At 51.1% G+C, this 20,735-nt stretch carries 21 protein-coding genes; 9 read left to right on the top strand and 12 right to left on the bottom strand.

What is annotated here, in order from left to right; all coding sequences use genetic code 11:
• Positions 1-35 precede the first annotated feature (35 nt).
• Positions 36-533, bottom strand: coding sequence for an L-methionine (R)-S-oxide reductase (gene msrC, locus WES_RS12090; protein WP_001043882.1), 498 nt, complete (start codon positions 531-533; stop codon positions 36-38).
• Positions 534-662: 129 nt separating this feature from the next.
• On the opposite strand from msrC, the gene yebS reads away from it, so the two are divergent.
• The 5 genes from yebS to WES_RS12115 all read left to right on the top strand — a co-directional run bounded on the left by yebS (position 663) and on the right by WES_RS12115 (position 6,718).
• On the top strand, positions 663-1,946 hold the full coding sequence (yebS, locus tag WES_RS12095) for a membrane integrity lipid transport subunit YebS (RefSeq protein ID WP_016158113.1): 1,284 nt from the start codon (positions 663-665) through the stop codon (positions 1,944-1,946).
• A complete protein-coding gene (yebT, locus tag WES_RS12100) occupies positions 1,915-4,548 on the top strand; it encodes a lipid-binding membrane homeostasis protein YebT (RefSeq protein ID WP_016235189.1) in 2,634 nt (877 codons plus the stop codon). Before yebS ends, yebT begins: the two co-directional genes overlap by 32 nt.
• A 79-nt stretch (positions 4,549-4,627) precedes the next feature.
• Positions 4,628-6,067, top strand: a complete 1,440-nt coding sequence (gene rsmF, locus WES_RS12105; RefSeq protein WP_024195122.1) for a 16S rRNA (cytosine(1407)-C(5))-methyltransferase RsmF — start codon at positions 4,628-4,630, stop codon at positions 6,065-6,067.
• Between the two features lie 117 nt (positions 6,068-6,184).
• On the top strand, positions 6,185-6,421 hold the full coding sequence (locus WES_RS12110) for a DUF1480 family protein (protein ID WP_010345804.1): 237 nt from the start codon (positions 6,185-6,187) through the stop codon (positions 6,419-6,421).
• 105 nt (positions 6,422-6,526) lie between these two features.
• Positions 6,527-6,718 carry a YdfD/YebW family protein gene (locus WES_RS12115; protein WP_000457830.1) on the top strand — a complete coding sequence of 64 codons (192 nt, stop codon included), beginning with the start codon at positions 6,527-6,529 and terminating at the stop codon, positions 6,716-6,718.
• Here WES_RS12115 and pphA read toward each other — a convergent pair whose 3' ends face one another.
• From pphA to yobA, 4 genes are all read right to left on the bottom strand, one after another.
• Positions 6,719-7,375 carry a protein-serine/threonine phosphatase gene (pphA, locus tag WES_RS12120; protein ID WP_016158108.1) on the bottom strand — a complete coding sequence of 219 codons (657 nt, stop codon included), beginning with the start codon at positions 7,373-7,375 and terminating at the stop codon, positions 6,719-6,721.
• A gap of 409 nt (positions 7,376-7,784) precedes the next feature.
• On the bottom strand, positions 7,785-8,126 hold the full coding sequence (locus tag WES_RS12125; protein WP_016158107.1) for a YebY family protein: 342 nt from the start codon (positions 8,124-8,126) through the stop codon (positions 7,785-7,787).
• Positions 8,127-8,138: 12 nt separating this feature from the next.
• Entirely contained in the window at positions 8,139-9,011 is an 873-nt protein-coding gene (gene copD, locus WES_RS12130; protein ID WP_000879338.1) for a copper homeostasis membrane protein CopD, read from the bottom strand.
• 3 nt (positions 9,012-9,014) lie between these two features.
• Entirely contained in the window at positions 9,015-9,386 is a 372-nt protein-coding gene (gene yobA / locus WES_RS12135; protein ID WP_000255066.1) for a CopC domain-containing protein YobA, read from the bottom strand.
• Between the two features lie 138 nt (positions 9,387-9,524).
• Here yobA and holE point away from each other — a divergent pair, with 138 nt between their 5' ends.
• The 3 genes from holE to exoX all read left to right on the top strand — a co-directional run bounded on the left by holE (position 9,525) and on the right by exoX (position 11,199).
• Positions 9,525-9,755 (top strand): DNA polymerase III subunit theta, encoded by a 231-nt coding sequence (gene holE / locus WES_RS12140; RefSeq protein WP_000916765.1) that lies wholly within the window; start codon positions 9,525-9,527, stop codon positions 9,753-9,755.
• 100 nt (positions 9,756-9,855) lie between these two features.
• Entirely contained in the window at positions 9,856-10,512 is a 657-nt protein-coding gene (yobB, locus tag WES_RS12145; RefSeq protein ID WP_000222244.1) for a carbon-nitrogen hydrolase family protein YobB, read from the top strand.
• Between the two features lie 24 nt (positions 10,513-10,536).
• Positions 10,537-11,199: an exodeoxyribonuclease X gene (gene exoX / locus WES_RS12150; protein WP_000944291.1), complete on the top strand. Its 663-nt coding sequence runs from the start codon at positions 10,537-10,539 to the stop codon at positions 11,197-11,199.
• On the opposite strand, the gene ptrB is transcribed toward exoX, so the two are convergent.
• From ptrB to yebG, 4 genes are all read right to left on the bottom strand, one after another.
• The gene (ptrB, locus tag WES_RS12155) at positions 11,196-13,256 is read right to left on the bottom strand and encodes an oligopeptidase B (protein WP_000936926.1); all 2,061 of its coding nucleotides are present in this window, start codon (positions 13,254-13,256) and stop codon (positions 11,196-11,198) included. The genes exoX and ptrB overlap by 4 nt on opposite strands.
• A 209-nt stretch (positions 13,257-13,465) precedes the next feature.
• Positions 13,466-14,125, bottom strand: a complete 660-nt coding sequence (locus WES_RS12160) for a tellurite resistance TerB family protein (RefSeq protein ID WP_000024718.1) — start codon at positions 14,123-14,125, stop codon at positions 13,466-13,468.
• A 315-nt stretch (positions 14,126-14,440) separates the two neighbouring features.
• Positions 14,441-14,797 carry a protein YebF gene (gene yebF / locus WES_RS12165; protein WP_010351432.1) on the bottom strand — a complete coding sequence of 119 codons (357 nt, stop codon included), beginning with the start codon at positions 14,795-14,797 and terminating at the stop codon, positions 14,441-14,443.
• A gap of 66 nt (positions 14,798-14,863) precedes the next feature.
• Complete coding sequence (gene yebG / locus WES_RS12170) at positions 14,864-15,154, bottom strand: DNA damage-inducible protein YebG (protein WP_000257576.1); 291 nt, start codon at positions 15,152-15,154, stop codon at positions 14,864-14,866.
• A gap of 141 nt (positions 15,155-15,295) precedes the next feature.
• On the opposite strand from yebG, the gene purT reads away from it, so the two are divergent.
• Positions 15,296-16,474 carry a formate-dependent phosphoribosylglycinamide formyltransferase gene (purT, locus tag WES_RS12175; RefSeq protein WP_016158106.1) on the top strand — a complete coding sequence of 393 codons (1,179 nt, stop codon included), beginning with the start codon at positions 15,296-15,298 and terminating at the stop codon, positions 16,472-16,474.
• A gap of 56 nt (positions 16,475-16,530) precedes the next feature.
• Here purT and kdgA read toward each other — a convergent pair whose 3' ends face one another.
• The 3 genes from kdgA to zwf all read right to left on the bottom strand — a co-directional run bounded on the left by kdgA (position 16,531) and on the right by zwf (position 20,730).
• Positions 16,531-17,172, bottom strand: a complete 642-nt coding sequence (kdgA, locus tag WES_RS12180; protein ID WP_000800512.1) for a bifunctional 4-hydroxy-2-oxoglutarate aldolase/2-dehydro-3-deoxy-phosphogluconate aldolase — start codon at positions 17,170-17,172, stop codon at positions 16,531-16,533.
• Between the two features lie 36 nt (positions 17,173-17,208).
• Positions 17,209-19,020, bottom strand: a complete 1,812-nt coding sequence (gene edd / locus WES_RS12185; RefSeq protein ID WP_001069467.1) for a phosphogluconate dehydratase — start codon at positions 19,018-19,020, stop codon at positions 17,209-17,211.
• A 234-nt stretch (positions 19,021-19,254) separates the two neighbouring features.
• Positions 19,255-20,730: a glucose-6-phosphate dehydrogenase gene (zwf, locus tag WES_RS12190; RefSeq protein ID WP_000301722.1), complete on the bottom strand. Its 1,476-nt coding sequence runs from the start codon at positions 20,728-20,730 to the stop codon at positions 19,255-19,257.
• Positions 20,731-20,735: the final 5 nt, after the last annotated feature.

Below are 20,735 nucleotides of genomic sequence, written 5' to 3'. Positions count from 1 at the left end.
ATGACGCCATCAGTAAATGCTACGTTATCCGTTGATTATCCTGCGACGCTCGCAAAGAATTTTTTGTAATCCGTCGTTGCAAGCACCTTTTCAAGCTGTGCCACAAGCTGACGTAAGCCTTGCTCGTCCTCGTCTGTAAAGCGACCGAAGACGGTACTGTCGATGTCGAGAACACCAATAATCTGATTTTTCACCACCAGCGGCAGGACAATTTCAGAATTACTCGCCGCATCACAGGCAATATGCCCGTCAAAAGCGTGAACATCCTCGATTCGTTGTACTTGATTGCGGGCAACCGCAGTGCCACACACGCCGCGCCCGACGGGGATCCGTACACAGGCAATTTTGCCCTGAAATGGTCCGAGCACCAGCGTATCGTCCTCAAGTAAATAAAAACCGGCCCAGTTTACGTCTGTCAGACGTTCGTATAACAACGCGCTGGTGTTTGCCAGCGTTGCCAGAAAACTGGTTTCTCCCGCCATCAGCGCATTAAAGTCGCGGTTTAAGTCCGCGTAAAATTCTGTTTTGTTCATTATATAATCACTTGGTTGTCTTACCTGAAACTGCCAGCCTATTAAAATAAGCATTAAATGCGTTAATGCTCAAGATCATTCCCATCATGGGTTAAGATTAATGCTAATTCTTACTATATTTGGCTCGTCATGGCACTTAACACCCCGCAAATTACGCCAACAAAAAAGATAACAGTGAGCTCAATCGGCGAGGAACTGCCGCGTGGTGATTACCAACGTTGCCCGCAATGTGACATGCTGTTTAGCCTGCCCGAGATAAATTCGCATCAAAGTGCCTATTGTCCGCGCTGTCAGGCCAAAATTCGTGACGGGCGTGACTGGTCGCTAACGCGCCTGGCGGCAATGGCGTTCACCATGCTGTTGCTGATGCCGTTTGCCTGGGGCGAACCACTGTTGCATATCTGGCTGTTAGGTATTCGTATTGACGCCAACGTCATGCAGGGCATCTGGCAAATGACTAAACAAGGTGATCCTGTAACGGGCGCGATGGTCTTTTTCTGCGTTATCGGCGCCCCACTTATCCTCGTCACATCTATTGCTTATTTGTGGTTTGGCAACCGACTGGGGATGAACTTACGCCCGGTACTGCTGATGCTTGAGCGACTGAAAGAGTGGGTGATGCTGGATATCTACCTGGTCGGCATTGGTGTTGCTTCTATAAAGGTACAGGATTATGCCCATATCCAGGCTGGTGTCGGCTTATTCTCTTTTGTGGCGTTGGTGATTTTAACGACGGCGACGTTGTCACATCTTAATGTTGAACAGCTGTGGGAGCGATTTTATCCTGAACGCCCTGCCACGCGCAGGGACGCGAAACTACGCGTTTGCCTGGGGTGTCACTTTACCGGCTACCCTGATCCGCGCGGTCGCTGCCCCCGCTGCCATATCCCGCTTCGCCTGCGTCGTCATCATAGTCTTCAAAAATGTTGGGCGGCGCTGTTGGCTTCAGTCGTCTTGTTGTTACCAGCCAACCTGTTGCCTATCTCGATCATTTATCTGAACGGTGGACGACAAGAAGATACGATTCTTTCCGGCATTATGTCGCTGGCAAACAGCAATATTGCGGTCGCCGGAATTGTGTTTATCGCCAGTATTCTGGTGCCGTTTACCAAAGTGATTGTTATGTTCACTTTATTATTGAGCATTCATTTTAAATGCCAGCAAGGGCTACGCACGCGAATACTGTTACTGCGAATGGTGACCTGGATTGGTCGCTGGTCGATGCTCGATCTGTTTGTCATTTCTTTAACTATGTCGCTGATCAATCGCGATCAGATCCTCGCTTTTACTATGGGACCGGCTGCGTTTTATTTCGGCGCAGCGGTTATTTTAACTATTCTTGCAGTGGAATGGCTGGACAGCCGCTTACTTTGGGATGCACATGAGTCAGGAAACGCCCGCTTCGACGACTGAAGCGCAGATTAAAACTAAACGCCGTATCTCACCTTTCTGGCTACTGCCGTTCATTGCGCTAATGATTGCCGGCTGGCTGATTTGGGACAGTTATCAGGATCGGGGGAACACCGTCACCATCGACTTTATGTCGGCGGACGGCATTGTCCCTGGCCGCACACCTGTTCGTTATCAGGGGGTTGAAGTCGGAACAGTTCAGGATGTCAGCCTCAGCGATGATCTTCGTAAGATTGAAGTCAGGGTCAGCATCAAGTCCGATATGAAAGATGCGCTGCGCGAAGAGACGCAGTTCTGGCTGGTGACCCCAAAAGCCTCTCTGGCAGGTGTCTCCGGGCTGGATGCGCTGGTTGGGGGTAACTATATCGGCATGATGCCAGGCAAAGGCAAAGAGCAGGATCACTTTGTCGCCCTCGATACCCAACCGAAATATCGACTGGATAATGGTGATCTGATGATCCACCTACAGGCTCCCGATCTTGGTTCGCTGAATAGTGGTTCGCTGGTCTATTTTCGCAAGATCCCGGTGGGACGTGTCTACGACTATGCGATCAACCCCAATAACCAGGGCGTGGTGATTGATGTCCTGATTGAGCGGCGTTTTACCGATCTGGTGAAAAAAGGGAGTCGCTTCTGGAACGTTTCTGGCGTTGATGCCAATGTCAGTATCAGTGGCGCGAAAGTGAAACTGGAAAGTCTGGCTGCGCTGGTTAACGGTGCGATTGCCTTCGATTCGCCGGAAGAGTCGAAACCTGCTGAAGCGGAAGATACCTTTGGTTTGTATGAAGACCTCGCCCACAGCCAGCGTGGGGTAATCATAAAACTGGAACTGCCGAGCGGTGCCGGATTAACCGCCGACTCAACGCCGTTAATGTATCAGGGGCTGGAAGTCGGACAACTGACGAAACTGGATTTAAACCCAGGCGGCAAAGTCACCGGAGAAATGACCGTTGATCCCAGCGTCGTAACGCTGTTACGGGAAAATACCCGCATCGAATTACGCAACCCGAAATTATCCCTCAGCGATGCCAACCTCAGCGCCCTGCTCACGGGCAAAACCTTCGAGCTGGTGCCAGGCGATGGTGAGCCGCGCAAGGAGTTTGTCGTTGTGCCTGGGGAGAAAGCCCTGCTGCATGAACCTGATGTTCTGACGCTGACCCTGACCGCGCCAGAAAGTTACGGTATTGATGCAGGCCAGCCGCTCATTCTGCATGGCGTGCAGGTCGGTCAGGTAATTGAACGTAAACTCACCAGCAAAGGCGTCACCTTTACCGTCGCCATTGAACCACAGCATCGCGAGCTGGTAAAAGGCGACAGCAAATTTGTCGTCAACAGCCGTGTCGATGTGAAAGTGGGACTGGACGGCGTTGAGTTTCTCGGTGCCAGCGCCTCTGAATGGATCAACGGAGGAATACGTATTCTGCCGGGCGATAAAGGCGAAATGAAAGCCAGCTATCCGCTGTATGCCAATCTGGAAAAAGCCCTGGAAAACAGCCTTAGCGATTTGCCCACCACGACCGTGAGTTTGAGTGCAGAAACATTACCAGACGTGCAGGCGGGATCGGTAGTGCTGTACCGTAAGTTTGAGGTTGGCGAAGTCATCACTGTGCGCCCACGGGCTAACGCCTTTGATATCGATCTGCATATTAAACCGGAATATCGCAACCTTCTGACCAGCAACAGCGTGTTCTGGGCAGAAGGCGGAGCGAAAGTTCAGCTTAATGGTAGCGGCCTGACCGTACAGGCTTCGCCACTTTCACGGGCGTTAAAGGGGGCTATCAGCTTCGATAACCTCAGCGGCGCCAGCGCCAGCCAGCGTAAAGGCGATAAGCGTATTCTGTATGCGTCAGAAACGGCAGCTCGTGCCGTCGGCGGGCAGATTACGCTCCACGCTTTTGATGCCGGAAAACTGGCGGTCGGTATGCCAATTCGCTACCTCGGTATTGATATCGGGCAAATTCAGACGCTGGATCTGATAACCGCACGTAATGAAGTACAGGCAAAAGCGGTGCTCTATCCAGAATATGTCCAGACCTTCGCTCGCGGTGGTACACGCTTCTCGGTGGTCACACCGCAGATTTCGGCAGCCGGCGTTGAGCACCTTGATACCATCCTCCAGCCGTATATTAACGTCGAACCCGGACGTGGTAATCCTCGCCGCGACTTTGAATTACAGGAGGCTACCATTACCGATTCTCGTTACCTGGATGGCTTAAGCATTATTGTTGAAGCGCCAGAGGCCGGATCGTTAGGCATCGGTACACCGGTACTGTTCCGTGGTCTGGAAGTGGGTACGGTCACTGGAATGACGCTGGGCACACTATCGGATCGGGTGATGATTGCGATGCGCATTAGTAAACGTTATCAACACCTGGTGCGTAACAATTCCGTCTTCTGGCTGGCATCGGGCTACAGTCTGGACTTTGGTCTTACGGGTGGCGTAGTGAAAACCGGTACGTTTAACCAGTTTATCCGTGGTGGGATCGCTTTTGCCACTCCGCCTGGTACTCCGCTGGCACCGAAAGCCCAGGAAGGCAAACACTTCTTGTTGCTGGAAAGCGAACCGAAAGAGTGGCGTGAGTGGGGAACCGCGCTACCCAAATAATGCACACTGCTCCGGCGTACCTGCGCCGGAGCGTTTATGCTAAACTGCGCGCCTGTTTTTTTGCCAGTGGTACATGCTCGTGGCCCAACACACCGTTTATTTCCCGGACGCCTTTCTGACGCAAATGCGTGAAGCAATGCCTTCGACGCTCTCATTTGATGATTTTCTTGCCGCCTGTCAGCGCCCGTTGCGCCGCAGCATTCGCGTTAATACGCTGAAAATCTCCGTTGCTGATTTCCTGCAATTAACCGCTCCTTATGACTGGACGCTTACGCCAATTCCGTGGTGTGAAGAAGGTTTCTGGATTGAACGCGACGATGAAGATGCATTGCCGCTGGGTAGTACCGCCGAGCATTTGAGTGGCCTGTTTTATATTCAGGAAGCCAGTTCAATGTTGCCCGTTGCCGCATTGTTTGCCGACGGTAACGCCCCACAGCGGGTGATGGATGTCGCTGCTGCACCAGGCTCAAAAACGACGCAGATTGCCGCACGGATGAATAACGAAGGGGCGCTCCTTGCCAATGAGTTTTCCGCCAGCCGGGTTAAAGTGTTACATGCCAATATCAGCCGCTGTGGCATCAGTAATGTTGCGCTCACGCATTTTGATGGCCGCGTGTTTGGTGCGGCAGTGCCAGAAATGTTCGATGCCATTTTGCTGGACGCTCCCTGCTCCGGTGAAGGCGTGGTGCGTAAAGATCCCGATGCGCTAAAAAACTGGTCACCCGAAAGCAATCAGGAAATCGCAGCTACCCAACGGGAGCTGATCGACAGCGCCTTTCATGCATTACGCCCTGGCGGTACGCTGGTTTACTCGACCTGTACCTTAAACCGGGAAGAAAACGAAGCCGTTTGCCAGTGGCTGAAAGAGACTTACCCCGACGCAGTAGAGTTTTTACCGCTTGGCGATCTCTTCCCTGGTGCAAACAAGGCGCTGACCGAGGAAGGCTTTTTGCATGTTTTCCCACAAATTTATGATTGCGAAGGCTTTTTCGTTGCTCGTCTACGTAAAACTCAGGCGATTCCCGCGTTACCTGCGCCGAAATATAAAGTGGGCAATTTTCCGTTTACCCCGGTGAAAGATCGCGAAACCGCACAAATTCGGCAGGCAGCTGCAAGTGTCGGCTTAAACTGGGATGAAAACCTGCGCCTCTGGCAGCGCGATAAAGAAATCTGGTTATTCCCGGTGGGCATTGAAGCGTTGATCGGTAAAGTCCGATTTTCCCGTCTGGGGATTAAACTTGCTGAAACGCATAACAAAGGTTATCGCTGGCAGCATGAAGCCGTCATTGCCCTTGCCTCCCCCGATCACGCTAACGCGTTTGAACTGACACCACAGGAAGCGGAAGAGTGGTATCGCGGGCGCGACGTCTACCCGCAAACCGCGCCAACTACGGATGATGTGCTGGTCACCTTCCAGCATCAGCCAATCGGTTTAGCCAAACGTATTGGCTCACGGCTGAAAAACAGTTACCCACGGGAGCTGGTGCGCGACGGGAAACTGTTTACCGGTAACGCCTGACAACGCACAAAAAAAGCGCACGTTTTGACTGGCGCATTCGGCTGCCTCAACTACGCTGAAAAATGGTGCGATCGGACTGGTCGTACCACAACCGGCACTTAAATGGAGAGCACGAAGATGAAAACCAGTGTACGCATAGGCGCTTTTGAAATCGACGACGGCGAGTTAACCGGCGAATCGCCTGGTGACCGAACGTTAACCATCCCCTGTAAATCTGACCCGGATTTATGTATGCAACTTGATGCCTGGGACGCCGAAACCAGCATTCCAGCCCTGCTAAACGGCGAACACTCTGTCCTTTACCGTACCCGCTACGATCAAAAGTCTGATGCCTGGATTATGCGTCTTGCCTGATCCAAAAAGAACCCGTCGGCATGACGGGTTATTTATCCTGGTTATTTCCCCCGTTGTAAAATCTCCCCTAAACTTAACGGTACGGCACCGCACTTCGAGGATGAAATGTTCGCGCTGGTACTTTTTGTTTGCTATCTGGACGCTGGTTGTGACGATATTGTGGTTGATGTCTACAATACGGAACAGCAGTGCCTCTATTCAATGGACGATCAACGGATCCGTCACGGCGGCTGTTTTCCGATTGAGGATTTTATTGATGGTTTCTGGCGACCTGCACACGAGCACAGTGACTTTTAATTATTGCAGTTGCACAAGAGTCAACTCACCTCCGAAGACGGCACCGGTATCAATATAATGCAAGTTACCGATATCCACGCGATGCCGTAATGGCGTATGCCCAAACCAGAAATGATCGGCACCTGTAATTCCCTGCCCTTTTTGACTCCCACGCAATCGCGATCGACTCCACAACACCTGATGCAGATCGACTTCCTTATGCCACTCATAAATATCGTTGGGGTAATCCGCATGGGCGATGACATGCAATCCGCTACTACAGCTTAATTCAATTATCCACGGCAAAGACCAGCACTTTTCCAGCGCCATTCTCGCCTGCTCACATTGGCGCTCGGTCAGTGTGGCAAACCAGTCACCGCCATTCATAAACCACAAAGACATCTGCTGTGAATCCAGCGCATCTATCGCCATCTGCTCATGATTGCCCCTTACCGCTCTGACCCAGCGTTGATCCAGTAATTGCAGGCAACGCAAACTCTCCGGGCCACGATCGATAACGTCACCAACCGAGATCAGCAAGTCTTGCCACGGGTCAAACCGGCAGTGCCACAATTTCTTACGCAGTTGCGCCAGGCAGCCATGAATATCCCCCACCAGCCAGATATGTCGCCACTGACTGCCATCAATCTTCTGATAGATGTGTCTCGCCTGTTTCATCAATTCCTTACTCCCGCGCAGAAGATCACATTATCTTAACAAGAATGTTAAAAAAGCCTGGACTGAAGCAGTAGAGTGTGTGCTATGGTTGATGGTGAAGTCAGTGCAGTAAAAGCTGTGATGTAATCATCAAACTGGCTTTATAGATAAAAAGAGACCGAACACGATTCCTGTATTCGGTCCAGGGAAATGGCTCTTGGGAGAGAGCCGTGCGCTAAAAGTTGGCATTAATGCAGGCTTAGTTGCCTTGCCCTTTAAGAATAGATGACGACGCCAGGTTTTCCAGTCCGCGCGTAAAGTGGTCAGAAAAAAAGCGCGTTTATCATCCTCTTAAATGTTAAAAACCGCCCGTTCTGGTGAAAGCATTCGGGCGGTTTTTTATTGGAAATCAAAAGACTACTATAGATAATTAACAGAGTTTCTCAGCTCTTTCAATAAACGGTGCCAGACTCATTTTTTCATCTGGTTTGTTAGGATCATCAATCTGGATCACTGAGATAGGCTGGGCGTTGGTCTTTCCGCTGGTAACTTCTTTTTGCGCGACATCGTTCAAAGGGTACTGCACCAGAGTGCTGGGGTTAATGACATACAGCGCATTGCCCGGTCGGCATGTCAGCATCACTTCTTCACGATTAAATGCCCATTTGTCTTTGCCAATTTCAAAGCGACTAACGGTGATCACTTGTGGCGCCGCCAGCGCCGCTGCCGAACTGGTAAGCAATACAAATGCCAGAATACTTTTTTTCATCATTTTCGTAATCCATCAAAAAGGTTCGAGAGTTGCAAGCAGGCTGATAATCACCAGCACAACCGCACCAATCGCCCATTCGAGTTTTGTCATCCACACAAACCACGGAGCCGCACGGTCTTCATCTTGCCCCATCCGTGGCACCAGAACATAACGATTTGCCAGTGCAATGGCTACCATAATCATCACCAATATGACCTTTAGAAATAAAAGCTGCCCCCAGTAAGTCGCAAGTGTTGCGGGAAATCCGGTAATGAATAATGCATTAAGCACGCCGCTTGCCAGCACGCCAATCACCGCAAAATGCCCACACCAGGAGAATCGCATCAGTGCATGAATGGCCTGACGTCGCCAGCGCCCTTTCACCAACCGCATACACCAGACAACTGGCAGCAAGCCACCAAACCATGCAGCCGCGCAAATCAGATGTACAGCGTGATTAGTCTGATGGATTTTCGCTGTTAATCCTTCGTTTAACGTCGCATGTCCTACTCCCGCCATCAGGATAAATTGCGCGGTAGTTAGCACAAACAACAAACGTGGCATGTTCCCTGGTTGCATCAGAGCGACGGTTAGCGTAACGAGGGCGAGAACGATTTGCCAAATCCAGACACCACCAAACTGCGTTTGTAACACCGATTGCCAAATGTTCAACGAAACCACATCCGACCATCCCGCGCCCATCAACCCGCCCTGAACGGCGAACATCGCAGCGGCGCTGCTCAAACTCCAGACGGCAGCATGTTGTTGTAAACGCAGAAAACGTTTCGTCAGCAAGCGACGAAGTGCCATTGGAGCCAGCCATGCGCCATACATCGCGAAGCCAAAGACCAGCATCAGGGAGGTAAAATGGATAAATCGCAGTGCGACCCAGGTAAACGCCAGCATGTTTTATTTCACTGTAAAGGTGTAATGCCCTTTGGTTTTATGCCCGTCCACCGAGACAACATGCCAGTTGACGGTATAACTTCCGGGCTTCAGGGCGTCGGCAAGCGGAACAATCAATTGGTTTTTGTCTTGTTCATTACGCTTCGCGGGTAATGTTTTAATATCTTCATTCTTTGAACCGATGATTTTGGCGCCGCTGAATCCGGGTTCAATACTTTCAGAGAAGTTTAAAGTAATGGCCTGTGGGGCAGCAGTAACCTCCGCATTCGCCGCAGGATACTGATGCGTCAGATGCGCATGTGCCCAGACAGAAGGCGCCAGCGAAGCGGCAAAAAATACGAGTGCGTAACGAAGAGAGCGTGCAGTTGAAACCATATTATCTATTCCTTTTTGTAATAACTTTTTTACAGAGCATAACCTTGTCTAATGATAGAGTCGAGGATCATCAATTCCGGCTTGCCATCCTGGCTGACTCTTAGTAACTTTTGCCCGCAATTAACGAGGAGACACAATATGCTGAAGAATCTGGCTAAACTGGATCAAACTGAAATGGATAAAGTTAATGTCGATCTGGCTGCTGCCGGGGTGGCATTTAAAGAACGTTACAATATGCCGGTAATTGCTGAGGCGGTTGAACGTGAACAACCGGAACACCTGCGAAGCTGGTTTCGTGAGCGCCTTATCACCCACCGTCTCGCCTCTGTAAATCTGTCACGTTTACCTTACGAGCCTAAACTTAAATAAACCTTATATTAAGTTACACTTTCTTACATGATGCCTGCTAAATTGTGAGTATTTTCTTATACGCATCAATATTTGCGGACACTGTGAAAAGGAAGTCATCATGACATACAGGAAAGTCGCAGCAGCACAATATGAGCCTCGTAATGCCTCACTCACTGAGCAGGTAGCCCATCATCTGGAGTTCGTGAGGGCTGCCGCCAGACAGCAGTGCGAACTTTTAGTTTTTCCCTCGCTTTCTCTATTGGGCTGTGATTATAAACGACGATCTCTTCCTGCCCCGCCCGACCTTTCGCTGTTAGCCCCGCTTTGTTATGCCGCGACAACATGGCGAATGACCATTATTACCGGCCTCCCCGTTGAACATAATGAACGTTTTATTCGTGGTATTGCAGTATTCGCCCCAGGGATGAACGCGCCCGGAATTTATCATCAAAGCCACGGCGCATGTCTGGATCGACATTCGAAAACCATCACTGTGGTGGATGGACAACCTGAAGGCATTGATATGCCCCCAACCTGTTCGCTGTTTACCACCGGTCAGTGCATCAGTGAACCCGACCTGTTAGCTTCTACTCGCCACTTACAATTTTTCTCACATCAATTCTCCATCGCCGTCCTGATGGCTAATGCCCGGGGCAACAGCGCACTGTGGGATGAACATGGCAGCCTTATTGTTCGCGCCGATCGCGGTTCGTTATTGTTAGTTGGTCAACGCACACCGCAGGGTTGGCAAGGCGATATCATTCCATTACGCTAGGCGTTTTCGGCCCGGAGTTTTGCCATGCTGCGTATTATCGATACAGAAACCTGCGGTTTACAGGGAGGGATCGTCGAGATTGCCTCAGTTGATGTTGTTGATGGGAAAATCGTCAACCCCATGAGCCACCTGGTGCGCCCCGACCGTCCCATCAGCCCACAGGCTATGGCAATTCACCGAATTACCGAAGCCATGGTCGCCGACAAACCGTGGATTGAGGAGGTGATCCCGCACTACTATGGTAGTGAATGGTATGTCGCACACAACGCCAGCTTTGACCGCCGCGTACTGCCTGAAATGCCTGGCGAGTGGATCTGCACGATGAAACTGGCTCGTCGTTTGTGGCCAGGAATCAAGTACAGCAATATGGCGTTGTATAAAACACGTAAACTCAATGTACAAACGCCGCCAGGCTTGCATCACCACCGTGCGCTGTATGACTGTTACATCACCGCTGCCTTGCTTATCGATATTATGAACACATCCGGCTGGACGGTGGAACAAATGGCGGATATCACTGGACGTCCATCATTGTTAACGACGTTCACGTTTGGCAAGTATCGCGGTAAAGCAGTATCAGAAGTTGCAGAGCGCGATCCGGGCTACCTGCGCTGGTTGTTTAATAACCTCGACAGTATGAGCCCGGAATTGCGTTTAACGTTGAAGCATTATCTGGAGAATGCTTAAGCCGTTGGCTGACCGGGTAATGTCCCCTGCGCCAGCGCAACCAGAAAAGCATATTCCATCGCCACACCTTCGTAAGATTTGAAGCGCCCCGATTTACCGCCGTGCCCTGAGTCCATGTCGGTACACAGCAATAACAGATGGTCATCGGTTTTAAGCTCGCGCAATTTAGCCACCCATTTTGCCGGTTCCCAGTATTGCACCTGTGAATCGTGTAAACCGGTCGTTACCAGCAAATGCGGATAAGGCTGCGCGGTGACGTTGTCATACGGGCTGTAGCTTTTCATATACTCATAATATTGCGGATCCTGCGGATTCCCCCACTCTTCAAATTCGCCAGTGGTAAGAGGTATTGATTCATCAAGCATCGTCGTCACGACATCAACAAACGGCACCTGAGCGATAACACCGTGGAACAGTTCGGGGCGTTCGTTAATCGCGACCCCCATCAGCATTCCCCCCGCACTGCCTCCCATTGCATAACAGAGCGAAGGAGAGCCATAGCCCAGTTTTAACAAAGCATCGCAGGCATCAAGGTAATCATTAAACGTATTTTTCTTCTTCAGGAATTTACCGTCTTCGTACCATTGTTGCCCCAGTTCGCCGCCACCACGAACATGCACAATGGCGTAGACAAATCCACGATCCAACAAACTCAGGCGGCTAAAACTGAAATCGGCATCTATGCTTGCGCCGTAAGAACCATAACCGTATACCAGAAGCGGATTGTTGCCTTTCTGGAAGTGCTTACGATGATAGACCAGCGAAACCGGAACTTCGACGCCATCCCGGGCAGTGATCCACAAGTGTTCACTGCGGTAATTCGCCGCATCAAAACCGGGTACTTCAGTTTGTTTCAACACGCGGCGCTCGCCGGTATCCATATCCAGTTCAAATAAAGTATCTGGCGTGGTCATGGAGGAATAACCGTAACGCAATCGCGCAGTTTCAGGTTCTGGATTGTAGGCAATCCAGGTCACGTAGGCCGGATCATCAAAGGCAATGCCGATGACTTCCCGTGTCTTGCGGTTAATTTGGCGCAAACTGGTTAACCCGCGCTGACGCTCTTCAACCACCAGCCAGTCGGTAAACAGCGTAAACCCTTCCAGCATGATGTTATCGCGTGGCGGAATTAACTCTTCCCACTGTTGCTCATCGCGCATACGGGTACGGTATAAGCCAAAGTTTTTGCCGTTACGATTGGAACGCACATAAAACCGATGCTGGTAGTGATCAAGACTGTATTCGTGATCTTTGCGGCGCGGCAGAAAAACAAACGGCTCGGCATCGGCCATTTCCGCGTCCAGCAAGCGAACTTCACTGGTGGTGGCGCTGGCCAGGTGAATGACTACATAGTGCTTCGATGTCGTTTTATGCAAACTGACGTAATAGGTATCGTCTTTTTCTTCGTAGATCAGTTTATCTTGCGATGCCGGAGTCCCGATGGCGTGGCGCCAAACCTGATAAGGCAGCAGCGTCACCGGATGCTTACGCACATAATAGAAAGTCCACGAGTCATTCGCCCAGACAAAGCTGGGATCGACATTATCCAGCAATTCAGGATACCAGTTGCCCGTTTCAAGATTGCGAAAACGGATGCCGTACTGGCGCCGGGAAAGGAAATCTTCCGCCAGCGCCATAATGGTGTTATCGGGGGTAATTGCCATTCCGCCCATCGAATAAAACTCACTGTGCGCCGCGCGCTTGTTGGCATCGAGCAATGTTTCCCACTCATCCCACTCTTCACTGAACGCCGACTGACGCTGGTAGATGGCATATTCACAGCCAGGTTCATAAATATGCCGGTAGCGGTAGCCATTTTTGATGTAGGGCGCAGAAACTTCTCTTTGCGGAATGCGGTCGATAATTTCCTTTAATATGCGATCCTGCAAGGCTTGTTGCGAGGCCATCACCCGATGACCGTAGCTATTTTCTTGTTGCAGGTAGTCCAGTACTTCCGGCTGCGAGCGTGTGTCGTCCCGCAGCCAGTAGTAATTATCGATGCGCGTATCGCCATGAAGCGTCATGGCGTGGGGAATGCGGGCGGCTTTTGGTAGCATGTTATTGTTCTTTCTGGTTGAAACATCTTATAAGGGTGGCAAAACTCACCCGGGATGCAAGCGAAACAGGGTAGTCATTGCTCAGATGATGACAGGTAATGGCGTGGATATCGAATGATATGCTGACAGAGAAAATCAGTCTGTTCAAATGGCTGTGCGGTTTTGGATAGCCCGAAATAGTCCACTGTCAGGCTATCCAGAGAGCGGAATTATTCCGCCAAAGTGCGCTTTTGCTGTTCGAGATCGCGTTCGATCCCTTCACGAACATCCTGGGGAATTTTCAGCGCGTCGCCCAATGCATTCAGGTAGCTACGCTCCATGAAATGATCAATATCAATAGCTGCACAGCTCAAGAAATAGATTTCCAGCGCCTCTTCTTCATTACGAATCCCATTCGCCAGGCGCTGTGGATCCAGCGGTTGTTCAATTGCCTGTTCAATGAGAACACGTCCCTGCTCCTCCACACCAGCTTCACGCAATTGCTGGTCGATAGCCGCACGTTCTTTGGCATCAATATGACCATCACTTTTAGCGGCAAAGACCAGTGCAAGGATCAAACGTTCCGTACGCTCATCCAGCGGCGTGCTTTGAGTACCGAACTGCGGTTCGTCCTGATGCGCCGCACGAATTTTATCTTTGTATTTGTTCCACAGCACCGTACCCGCTACCGCTCCGCCGCCAACCAGCAACGCATTGGTGCCATATTTCGTGAGAAGTTTACGTGCTGATTTATTTGCGACCAGCAGCCCTGCCAGCCCGCCTAATGCGCCCGGCACTAAAAGTTTGCCCAATCCCTGATCCGTAGACGAGGAGGTAGAAGAACTGTTTTGCCCAAGAAGGGATTGCAGTTGATTTAACCAGTTAGCCATATTTGCTCCTCAATAACCATTTTTAGTGCCTGTAGCATAGCGGATGAGGATGTCAGAAAGTGTATATTGCGGCAAAAGATGCGCAAATAAGCGGACCGAAAAGGAAGTCAGCGACGGAAATTCGCGTCAGATAAGGTGCTTGCTGTGGAGCTGCTATGTTGGAAATTTGGGGGAAGGATTGATTGGGATTATCTGTTGCTGATTGCCTGCTGCGATGCGGTCGCGCCTTATCATGCCTACGGGTGTGAAATATTGTAAGGCGGACAGGCGTTTACGCCGCATCCGCCAGGAATTATGCGCAATGACTAATAGCCATTAACGACGCTGATACTCGGCCATTCCCGCTTTACAGTCCACGCTTACCTGATAATGAATATCGGCACTTTTACCGCGCACAGTTAGCGGAACTGACCATTTATCATCTTTACCCTGAATATCCTGCAAACTGACCCACGCTACCGGATCTGCCTGACCAACGATTTTTTGATCGTCTGCCCAGCGCGCTATGCGGTTTTGTTGATAATCGCGTTTTACACTCGCGGCAATTCCGGCTGCATCCAGACCTTCACACTTTGGGAAAGTTACCGACTTGCTGGTTTCGTTATTTGCAGCGAAAACTGATGCGCAGGCAGAAAGCAGTAACAGCCCCAACAACGCTCCTCTTTTTTTCATGTTTTTCTCCATAGCACAATGATTCAGGAGAAAGCATGGTACAAATTGTCAGGAGCGCAAGTTGCTTCAGGCGGCGTGGGTCTCATCTTCCGCATCGTTGCTATTATCGACCACCTGCGGAGACGGTAATTTGCCTGTTTTCAGAATGGTACTCAGGACATCTTTCTGTTCTGCCAGCCACAGTGAAAGAGCTTCACGTTGCTCGTCTTCCATTTTGACCGGGGAATTTGCCAGCCAGGTGTCGAGCAGATCCGCCGTATCAAGCATTTTGTCATAAGCATCGGCTTCCTTTTTGCTGGTAAACGACATCTTCTCTTCGCCCTCACGAATGACTACGTATTTAATTTCAACCGCCATTTGCAGCCTCTCATCATAACTGTAATTTTATACAGTATATTTCTTTTCAGTTGAGAAATCAACGCAAGCAATCAAGCAATAAAGACACACGCAAACGTTTTCGTTTATACTTCACGCGGAATTAATCAAGGGATATTCGTTATGACGTTATTAGGCACTGCGCTGCGTCCGGCAGCAACTCGCGTGATGTTATTAGGTTCCGGTGAACTGGGTAAAGAAGTGGCAATCGAGTGCCAGCGCCTCGGCGTAGAGGTGATTGCGGTTGATCGCTATGCCGACGCGCCAGCCATGCATGTCGCGCACCGCTCCCATGTCATTAATATGCTGGATGGTGATGCATTGCGCCGCGTGGTTGAACTGGAAAAGCCGCACTATATCGTGCCGGAGATTGAAGCTATTGCCACCGATATGCTGCTCCAGCTTGAAGAGGAAGGACTGAATGTTGTCCCCTGCGCGCGCGCGACGAAATTAACCATGAATCGCGAGGGCATCCGCCGTCTGGCGGCAGAAGAGCTGCATATTCCCACTTCAACGTATCGTTTTGCCGACAGCGAAAACCTTTTCCGCGAGGCGGTTGCCGCCATTGGCTATCCCTGTATTGTTAAACCGGTGATGAGTTCTTCCGGCAAGGGGCAGACATTTATTCGCTCTGCCGAACAGCTTGCTCAGGCGTGGGAGTACGCCCAGCAAGGTGGTCGCGCCGGAGCGGGTCGTGTGATTGTTGAAGGCGTGGTTAAGTTTGACTTCGAAATTACACTACTGACCGTCAGCGCCGTGGATGGTGTCCATTTCTGTGCGCCAGTAGGTCATCGTCAGGAAGATGGAGACTACCGTGAATCATGGCAACCGCAGCAAATGAGCCCACTTGCCCTTGAACGTGCGCAGGAGATTGCCCGTAAAGTAGTGCTGGCGCTGGGCGGTTATGGGCTGTTTGGTGTCGAGTTGTTTGTCTGTGGTGATGAGGTGATTTTCAGTGAAGTCTCCCCTCGCCCGCATGACACCGGGATGGTGACGTTAATTTCTCAGGATCTCTCAGAGTTTGCCCTGCATGTACGCGCGTTCCTTGGACTGCCTGTTGGTGGGATCCGCCAGTATGGTCCAGCCGCTTCAGCCGTTATCCTGCCGCAACTGACCAGTCAGAATGTCACGTTTGATAATGTGCAGAATGCCGTAGGCGCAGGTTTACAGATTAGATTATTTGGTAAGCCGGAAATTGATGGCAGCCGTCGTCTGGGTGTGGCTCTGGCGACCGCAGAGAGTGTTGATGAGGCGATTGAACGCGCGAAGCACGCCGCCGGTCAGGTGAAAGTGCAAGGTTAAATCTGTTAAAAGCAAGCGACAAAAATGCCCGATTCACAATCGGGCATTTTTAACTTTTACAGCTTAGCGCCTTCTACTGCTTCACGCGCCAGTTTAGTAATACGGTCGTAATCGCCCGCTTCCAGCGCATCCGCCGGAACCAGCCAGGAACCACCGATGCACAGTACGCTTTTCAGCGCCAGGTAATCACGGTAGTTAGCCGGAGAAATACCACCAGTCGGGCAGAAACGCACCTGGGAGAACGGACCTGCGATCGCCTGCAGGGCTTTCACGCCGCCGTTAGCTTCAGCCGGGAAGAATTTGAACTCTTTCAGGCCGTAGTCCATACCCAGCATCAGTTCGGAAACAGTGCTGATCCCTGGGATCAGAGGAATTGTACCTTCAGTCGCCGCTTTCAGCAGTGGCTCAGTCAGACCCGGGCTGATTGCGAACTGTGCACCCGCTTCGGTCACTTCTGCCAGTTGCTGTGGATTCAGCACCGTACCGGCACCCACAATCGCTTCAGGCACTTCTTTGGCGATAGCACGGATAGCATCAACTGCACACTCGGTACGCAGAGTCACTTCCAGAACGCGCACCCCACCAGCAACCAACGCTTTTGCCATCGGCACCGCGTGTTCCAGTTTTTTTACCACGATAACCGGTACAACCGGGCCGGTGGTCAGGATTGATTCTGCACTTGTTTTCCAGTTTTTCATCAGAGTTTTCTCTCGCCTGATTACAAATTTGTCATCTTAAAAAGTGATACAGGTTGCGCCCTGTTCGGCACCGGACAGTTTTTCACGCAAGGCGCTGAATAATTCACGTCCTGTTCCCACGCGTGACGCGCTCAGGTCAGGAATGTGCGGTTCGCGAGCAGCCAGTTCCGCTTCGTCTACCAGCAGCGTCAGTTCGCCTGTCTGTCCATTCACACGAATGATGTCCCCGTCGCGCACTTTTGCCAGCAGCCCGCCATCGTAGGCTTCTGGTGTTACGTGGATAGCTGACGGCACTTTACCTGAAGCACCAGAGAGTCGTCCATCAGTAACTAACGCAATTTTGAAACACCGGTCCAATAATACACCAAGTGGCGGCATGAGTTTATGTAATTCTGGCATTCCGTTCGCTTTTGGCCCCTGATGACGGACAACGACCACACAATCGCGGTCCAGCAAACCCGCTTCAAAGGCCGGCATAACGTCATGCTGGCTTTCAAAAACAACCGCAGGCGCTTCAATTACCTGATTTTCTACCGGCACGGCAGAGGTCTTCATGACCGCACGCCCCAGGTTACCACTTAACACTTTTGTCCCACCATGATGAGAGAAAGGCTGCTCGAAGGAAGCTATCACATTACTGTCGAGCGATTTTTCTGCGCCTTCGCGCCAGTCCAGCTCACCGTTATTCAGCCATGGTTCGAGGGTATAACGCGAAAGGCCAAAACCCGCTACCGTGTTGACATCTTCATGCAGCAGACCCGCCTTGAGCAGTTCACGCACCAGCACCGGTACACCACCTGCCGCCTGGAAGTGGTTAATATCAGCCGGACCGTTCGGGTAGAGACGCGCCATCAGCGGTACGACATCAGAAAGATCAGAGAAGTCATCCCAGTTAATCTGAATACCCGCCGCACGCGCCATCGCCACCAGATGCATTGTGTGGTTAGTGGAGCCGCCGGTCGCCAGCAGTGCAACAATACCGTTCACCACCACTTTCTCGTCGATCATCTTACCGATCGGCATCCATTCATTACCATTGCCGGTCATGCGTGTAACCTGGCGCGCAGCGGCTGCGGTTAATGCATCACGCAACGGGGAGTCCGGATGAACAAAAGAAGAGCCCGGCAACTGCATCCCCATAAACTCCACCACCATCTGGTTGGTGTTGGCAGTACCGTAGAAAGTACATGTACCCGGCGCATGATAAGATGCAGCTTCTGACTCCAGCAGCGCCATACGATCCACTTTGCCTTCGGCATAAAGCTGGCGAATACGTACTTTTTCTTTATTTGGCAACCCGCTTGCCATTGGACCTGATGGCACAAATACCGCAGGCAGATGACCGAACGACAAAGCCGCCATCGTAAGCCCAGGGACAATCTTGTCGCACACGCCGAGAAACAGCGCGCCATCAAACATATTATGGGACAGCCCCACCGCCGCAGACATTGCAATCACTTCGCGGCTTAGCAGCGACAGTTCCATGCCGTCCTGCCCCTGGGTTACACCATCGCACATAGCAGGAACACCACCTGCAACCTGACCGACCGCGTTGGCTTCATGCAGTGCTTTACGAATAATCTCCGGGTAGTGTTCATAAGGCTGGTGGGCAGAGAGCATGTCGTTGTAGGAGGTGATGATAGCAATATTGTTACGCAACATGCTTTTCAGAGAGGCTTTGTCTTCTGGCTGGCAGGCAGCGAAACCGTGTGCCAGGTTACCACATGCCAACTGCGAACGATGAACGGTCGAAGTTTTCGCTTGTTCGATCCGGGCGAGGTATGCAGAGCGAGTCTCGCGCGAACGTTCAATGATTCGATTTGTTACGCGTAACAATTGTGGATTCATAAAGGCTCCTGAAATTGAGTTGTCAGAGCAGGATGATTCACAACGCGTTTCATTCAGGAAAATTATGACTGAAACGCCTGTAACCGGAGCTCATAGGGCAGAAACGTTTCAGTCAGTGTAATAAAAAAAGCCTCGTGGGTGAATCCACACGAGGCTCAAAAGTGTAAAAATTACTCTACAATCTGTGCAAGATCATGTTACCGGTAAAATAACCCGTAAGGATAAGTCGAGATATTACTCAAACTCATTCCAGGAACGACCGTCACGAGTAATCATCGCCACCGAGGCAACAGGTCCCCAGGTTCCGGCCTGATACGGTTTCGGTGCATCGTTGTCCATCGCCCAGGCTTCAGTAATAGAATCCACCCATTTCCACGCTTCTTCTACTTCATCGCGACGCACAAACAACGCCTGAATACCGCGCATCGTTTCCAACAACAGACGTTCGTAAGCATCAGCCAGATGTGTCTGATTAAAGGTTTCTGAATAGCTCAGATCCAGCTTAGTGATTTGCAGGTTATGTTTGTGGTCAAGACCCGGGACTTTATTCAGTACCTGGATATCCACGCCTTCATCAGGTTGCAGACGGATGGTTAATTTGTTCTGCGGCAGATCCTGCCAGGATTCTTTAAACAGATTCAGTTCTGGCGTTTTGAAATAGACCACCACTTCAGAGCATTTAGTCGGCAGACGTTTACCGGTACGCAGGTAGAACGGTACGCCAGCCCAGCGCCAGTTATCGATGTCGACGCGGATCGCCACGAAGGTTTCCGTGTTACTGCTTTTGTTCGCGCCCTCTTCTTCCAGATAACCCGGCACTTTTTTGCCCTGCGCAAAACCTGCGGTGTACTGCCCACGCACCGTCTTTTCACGCACGTTAGAGCGATCAATGCGGCGCAGCGACTTCAGTACTTTCACTTTTTCATCCCGGATGCTATCGGCACTCAGGTCAGACGGCGGAGACATCGCAATCATGCAGAGAATTTGTAGCAGGTGGTTCTGGATCATATCGCGCATCTGACCGGCTTTATCAAAATAGCCCCAGCGCCCTTCGATCCCAACCTCTTCTGCCACCGTGATCTCAACATGATCAATGGTGCGATTGTCCCAGTTGTTCACAAACAGTGAGTTAGCAAAACGCAGCGCCAGCAGGTTCAGTACCGTTTCTTTACCCAGATAGTGGTCGATACGGTAAACCTGACACTCCTCGAAGTATTCGCCTACCTGATCGTTGATTTCACGCGAGGTCGCCAGCGACGTACCCAGCGGTTTTTCCATCACCACGCGTGCCGGTTTGCCGTTCAATTTCGCCTCACCCAGCCCTTTGCAGATTGCACCAAAGGTGCCAGGAGGCATGGCAAAGTAGTTAATGGTGATACGATTTTTTTGATCCAGCATCGCACCGAGACGACTGAATGCAGCCGTATCATTGACGTCGAGATTACAAAAATCCAGACGCGCACTCAGGGTGTCCCATAAACCTTCATCAATGGTTTCTTTCATGAAAGTTTCGAGCGCCTCGCGGACAACTTTGGTATATGCCGCTTTATCCCAGTCAGCACGCCCTACGCCGATAATCCGGGTGTCTGGGTTGAGCTGACCGGCTTTTTCCAGTTGATACAGGGAAGGCAGCAATTTACGACGCGCAAGGTCGCCTTTCGCGCCGAAAATGACCAGGTCACAGGCCTGGGCTGTTTGCGTTACCGCCATGTCAT

Source organism: Escherichia sp. KTE31 (assembly GCF_000407925.1).
Lineage (GTDB): Bacteria > Pseudomonadota > Gammaproteobacteria > Enterobacterales > Enterobacteriaceae > Escherichia > Escherichia ruysiae.
This window is presented reverse-complemented; position numbering and strand designations above follow the sequence as displayed.